This is a genomic window from Providencia sp. PROV032, from assembly GCF_028484875.1.
GTDB classification, from domain to species: domain Bacteria; phylum Pseudomonadota; class Gammaproteobacteria; order Enterobacterales; family Enterobacteriaceae; genus Providencia; species Providencia rettgeri_E.
On sequence record NZ_JAMPSX010000053.1, the window covers coordinates 1 to 5,291 of the forward strand.

5 protein-coding genes are annotated in these 5,291 nt (G+C 53.3%); 1 reads left to right on the plus strand and 4 read right to left on the minus strand.

The genetic code is table 11. From position 1 onward, the window contains the following. A partial coding sequence (locus PSF42_RS20320; protein ID WP_213914652.1) for an integrase core domain-containing protein occupies positions 1-211 on the plus strand: 211 nt, incomplete at its 5' end. Here the strand turns inward: PSF42_RS20320 and PSF42_RS20325 are convergent. The 4 genes from PSF42_RS20325 to PSF42_RS20340 all read right to left on the minus strand — a co-directional run bounded on the left by PSF42_RS20325 (position 204) and on the right by PSF42_RS20340 (position 5,187). After that, complete coding sequence (locus PSF42_RS20325) at positions 204-659, minus strand: hypothetical protein (RefSeq protein WP_272680558.1); 456 nt, start codon at positions 657-659, stop codon at positions 204-206. The genes PSF42_RS20320 and PSF42_RS20325 overlap by 8 nt on opposite strands. Before the next feature lie 251 nt (positions 660-910). Continuing rightward, positions 911-1,357, minus strand: coding sequence for a hypothetical protein (locus PSF42_RS20330; protein ID WP_196053729.1), 447 nt, complete (start codon positions 1,355-1,357; stop codon positions 911-913). Between the two features lie 297 nt (positions 1,358-1,654). Beyond that, the gene (locus tag PSF42_RS20335) at positions 1,655-4,627 is read right to left on the minus strand and encodes a Tn3 family transposase (protein ID WP_023159963.1); all 2,973 of its coding nucleotides are present in this window, start codon (positions 4,625-4,627) and stop codon (positions 1,655-1,657) included. Positions 4,628-4,629: 2 nt separating this feature from the next. Beyond that, a complete protein-coding gene (locus PSF42_RS20340; protein WP_272680559.1) occupies positions 4,630-5,187 on the minus strand; it encodes a recombinase family protein in 558 nt (185 codons plus the stop codon). Positions 5,188-5,291 lie beyond the last annotated feature (104 nt).

A 5,291-nucleotide genomic window follows, 5' to 3' on the forward strand; every position in this document is an offset into this window, starting at 1 on the left:
TCCGATGGAGCGCTTCTTCAGAAGTCTGAAAAATGAGTGGGTGCCGGTGACCGGCTACATCAGCTTCAGTGAAGCAGCCCATGCAATAACGGATTATATCGTCGGGTATTACAGCGAGGTCAGGCCGCATGAATATAACGGTGGATTACCACCAAACGAATCAGAAAACCAATACCGGAAAAACTCTAAAACCGTGGCCAATTTTAGTTGACCACTACAGTACACTTATATTTACCAAGTAAGTGAATCGCCAGTAGCCTTTTCTCAAAGGAGTAAACAACACTTATATTTCTTTTAATATCTTTCCATACTTTTTCTGATGGTTCTGACTCACTATATTTCTCTTTTGGCTCCTCAAGAGATAATAAGAAATCCTTAGCGGTAATAGATTCTTTTAATAGCTTTCTTTTAAAACTATTGAAAGCAGTCTTCATGTATTGCAAAGGCTCTGCCATAGGATGTGATTTACCCGGCTTTGTTAATCTCTCATGCTCTTGGTAACGCTTATTAACTCTTTCCCAATCCTTTGGATAGATACGTTTAAACTCAGAAAAGAAGGAATCAAAATCACAATCAACAGCAAGGAGAGACAGCACCGTTGCTATTTTGAATTCTTTTTTTGGTATAACACTGCCTTTTGATACCCGTTGTCTACTCATATTAACCCTCTACATACCAAAGTTGGTTACAAACCCCACTTTTATGTGAGGTTACAATTTGAATTGTATGAAATTTTTTGGGGAAGAGAAAGCTGAAAATAGGGCTTGAATTGCCGATAAACTCTGAGGTGTATACCTTTTTATGAGGTAAGCTCAATGGGATCTAATGAGCATTTTTCGCATCCAGCATCTTGCCAACTACCTCATCTAAAGGAATAGTAACCTTGCCTTTCATAATGATTTTTACATAATTAATAGTGGAAGTTTGAACGACCTGCATGTTTATTTAAACCGTTTAATTTTATTAGTAACGGTAAATAATTCTGGTTCTTCAGATATGCTTTTGCTTTAAGCGCGAGATAGTAACTCTCAATCCCCGCAATCACCACAAACAAAACAGTAGCAGACTCATACCCTATCCCATATGCATAGTTTTTACAGTCGGGCAATATATCGTCACTGTGGCTATGTATTGCGGAATGAGGCTCACCGGTCAAAGTATTGATGATAATAATAACCGATGTATAGGCATGAGGACCCCAATTCACAACCGGCTCAATGCATTTACCGATATCATCACAACCATTTTCTACCGGTGGAATGACACAGGTAAGAGCTGAAATTACCTTTGTATCTCGAAAAAGAGAGTCAAGCTGGTGGAGGTACTTCAGCAATGAACCAATATAGCTATCAAGCATCACATGAAACTCCTGTTCTTAGAAAGAAAGAATCATAACCAAATATGCCAACATACAAATAGGTGTCTAACAAATACAGGAGCAAAACTTACACATCTGCGCCCCTGACTCGCTCTTTTTTCTCTCTTTTTCTCTTTTTTTCTCCCCCTTTTCTCTAGACGCGGCTGTTCAGGGTGGAACGCCCATGTAACTACACCATCTTTTGTATGTTGGCATATTTCATGGCGACTTTTACAAAATGAAATATGACCGATCATGCTATTAGGGGTCGTCTCAGAAAACGGAAAATAAAGCACGCTAAGCCGGTGGCAGCGGTCGCAATGGCCTAAACTTCCCCGCACCGACCTTGGCGCTGCTGCGCCATAGGTAATCGCCGGTCAGGTTGATGTGCTCCCACCCCAGCGGCGACAGATATTGCAACAATGTGTCGTCCAGCGCCGTGCCGTTGCCACGCAAAGCACTGCTGGCACGCTCCAGATATACCGTGTTCCACAACACGATGGCCGCCGTCACCAGATTGAGGCCGCTGGCCCGGTAGCGCTGCTGCTCAAAACTGCGGTCGCGGATTTCACCCAATCGGTAGAAGAAGACCGCCCTGGCCAGCGCGTTGCGCGCCTCGCCCTTATTCAGCCCCGCATGGACGCGGCGGCGCAGCTCCACGCTTTGCAGCCAATCCAAAATGAACAGCGTGCGCTCGATGCGCCCCAGCTCGCGCAACGCCACGGCCAAGCCGTTCTGGCGCGGGTAGCTGCCGAGTTTGCGCAGCATCAGCGAAGCCGTTACCGTGCCTTGCTTGATGGAGGTGGCCAGCCGCAGAATTTCATCCCAATGGGCGCGTATTTGCTTGATGTTCAGCCTGTCGCTGCTAATCATCGGCTTGAGCGCGTCATAGGCGGCATCGCCCTTGGGGATGAATAGCTTGGTTTCGCCCAAGTCACGGATACGCGGCGCGAAGCGAAATCCCAGCAAATGCATCAAGCCAAACACGTGATCGGTGAAGCCTGCCGTGTCGGTGTAGTGTTCCTCGATGCGCAAGTCCGACTCGTGGTACAGCAGGCCATCAAGCACGTAAGTTGAATCACGAATGCCCACGTTGACCACCTTGGCACTGAAGGGCGCGTACTGGTCGGAGATATGGGTGTAGAAAGTCCGTCCTGGACTGCTTCCATACTTCGGGTTGATATGACCAGTGCTTTCTGCTTTGCTGCCGGTTCTGAAGTTCTGGCCGTCCGACGATGACGTGGTGCCGTCACCCCAGTTGCCGGCGAAGGGTTGCCGAAACTGCGCATTCACCAGCTCGGCCAGCGCCGTCGAATAGGTTTCATCGCGGATGTGCCAGGCTTGCAGCCAAGACAGCTTGGCGTAGGTGGTGCCAGGGCAGGACTCGGCCATTTTGGTCAGACCCAGGTTGATCGCGTCGGCCAGGATCGTCGTCAACAGCAAGGTTTTGTCCTTGGCCGTGTCGCTGGTCTTCAGGTGTGTGAAGTGGCGGGTGAAGCCCGTCCATTCATCGACCTCCATCAGCAACTCGGTGATTTTGAGGTGCGGCAGCAGCATAGCTGTCTGGTCGATCATGGCTTGCGCGGCGTCTGGTACTGCCGCGTCCAGCGGCGTGATCTTCAGGCCTGACGCGGTGGTGATGATGGCATCCGGTAAGTCGTTGGCCGCAGCCATGCGGTTGACTGTGGCGAGTTGCGCCTCCAACAATTCCAACCGGTCATGCAGGTATTGGTCGCAGTCGGTGGCCACTGCCAGCGGCAATTCGCTGGCCAGCTTCAAAGTGGCGAACTTCTCGACCGGCACCAGGTATTCGTCGAAGTCCTTGAACTGGCGAGAACCCTGCACCCAGACATCACCGGAGCGCAGCGCGTTCTTCAGCTCCGACAGGGCGCATAACTCGTAGTAACGCCGGTCGATGCCGTCGTCGGTCAGAACCAGCTTTGCCCAGCGCGGCTTGATGAATGCGGTTGGCGCATCGGCGGGCACCTTGCGCGCGCTGTCGCTGTTCATGCCGCGCAGCATGTCGATGGCATCGAGCACACCCTTGGCGGCGGGCGCAGCCCGCAATTTGAGCACGCCCAGGAACTGCGGCGCGTAGCGGCGTAGCGTGGCATAGCTTTCACCGATGTGGTGCAGGAAATCAAAGTCGGCAGGCCGCGCCAATGTTTGCGCTTCGGTGACGCTGGCGGCGAAGGTGTCCCAGGGCATAACGGCCTCGATGGCGGCGAACGGATCGCTGCCGCTTTGCTTGGCCTCAATCAACGCTTGACCGATGCGCCCATACATCCGCACCTTGTCGTTGATCGCCTTGCCGGAAGCCTGGAACTGCTGCTGATGCTTGTTCTTGGCCGCGTTGAACAGCTTGCCGATGATGCGATCGTGAAGGTCGATGATTTCATCGGTGACGGTGGCCATGCCTTCGATGGCCAGCGCTACCAGCGTGGCATAGCGTCGTTGCACCTCGAACTTTGCCAGATCAGCAGGCGTCATCTGGCCACCTTCACGAGCGATTTTGAGCAGGCGGTTCTGGTGAACCTGCCGCTCGATGCCTGCGGGCAGATCAAGTGCTTGCCAGGATTTCAGGCGCTCAATATGTTCGAGCATGTGGCGAGAGTTCGGTTTGGCAGGCGACTGGCGCAGCCATGCCAGCCACGTCACTTTACTGCCGTCCTTGCGCTTGAGAAGTTCGTCCAGGCGCTGACGGTGGGGTGATAACAAAGAATCGGTCAGCGCCGCGTAAATGCGTCGGTTGGCACGGGTGATGGCCTCGGCGCTTGCGCGCTCGATGGCATTCATGGCGGGCAGGATAATGCTCTGCCGCCGCAGATTCTCGACAAGTGCGCTCGCCAGCACGATGCCTTTGTCGGTCTGCAAGGCCAGCTCGGTCAATGTATGCACGGCTTGCCGATAGTGGCTCATGGTGAAGGGCTTGAACCCAAAAACCGTTTGCAGCTCGACCAAGTGCTCCCGCCGTGTCTGTTCGCGCTGGCCGTACTCGCTCCAACTTTCCACTGGCATCTTGAGTTGCGCGGCCACCATGCGCAACAGGGGCGGAAACGGAGGCTCATCGACGCCCAAAAAGGTGCCAGGGAATCGCAAGTAGCAAAGCTGCACAGCGAAGCCCAATCGATTCGCGGCGCCGCGACGCTGACGGATCACCGACAGGTCGGTTTCGTTGAACGTGTAGTGCCGTATCAGTTCGTCTTTGGCATCTGGCAGTGCCAGCAGGCTTTCGCGCTCGGTGGCGGACAGGATTGAGCGGCGTGGCATGGTCAGTCTTCCCGCAGGTACTGGTACAAGGTTTCGCGGCTGATGCCGAAGTCACGGGCCACCAAGGTTTTTTGGTCGCCTGCCGCAACTCGCCGTTTCAACTCGGCAATTTGTTCGCTGTTCAGCGATTTCTTTCGTCCCCGGTAGGCACCGCGCTGCTTGGCCAGCACGATTCCCTCGCGCTGACGTTCGCGGATCAGGGCGCGCTCGAACTCAGCGAAGGCTTCCATGACCGACAGCATCAGATTGGCCATCGGTGAGTCCTCGCCGGTGAACTTCAGCCCTTCTTTGACGAACTCCATGCGCACGCCCCGTTGTGTCAGCCCTTGGACGATGCGGCGCAGGTCATCAAGGTTGCGTGCCAGCCTGTCCATGCTATGCACCACCACGGTGTCGCCCTCGCGGACGAAGGCCAGCAGCCTTTCCAGCTCGGGACGCTGGGTGTCCTTGCCAGAAGCCTTGTCGGTGAACACCCGCGCCACCTGAACACCCTCCAATTGCCGTTCCGGGTTCTGGTCGAAGCTGCTGACGCGGACATAGCCGATGCGTTGACCTTGCAAGATGCCTCCAAAGGCAAAAGTGTCAGGATGAAATCTATTACCTTTGACGGAATATGTCAATCAATAGGAAATTTAACTCTATTCTGACATCGTTTGCACATGGT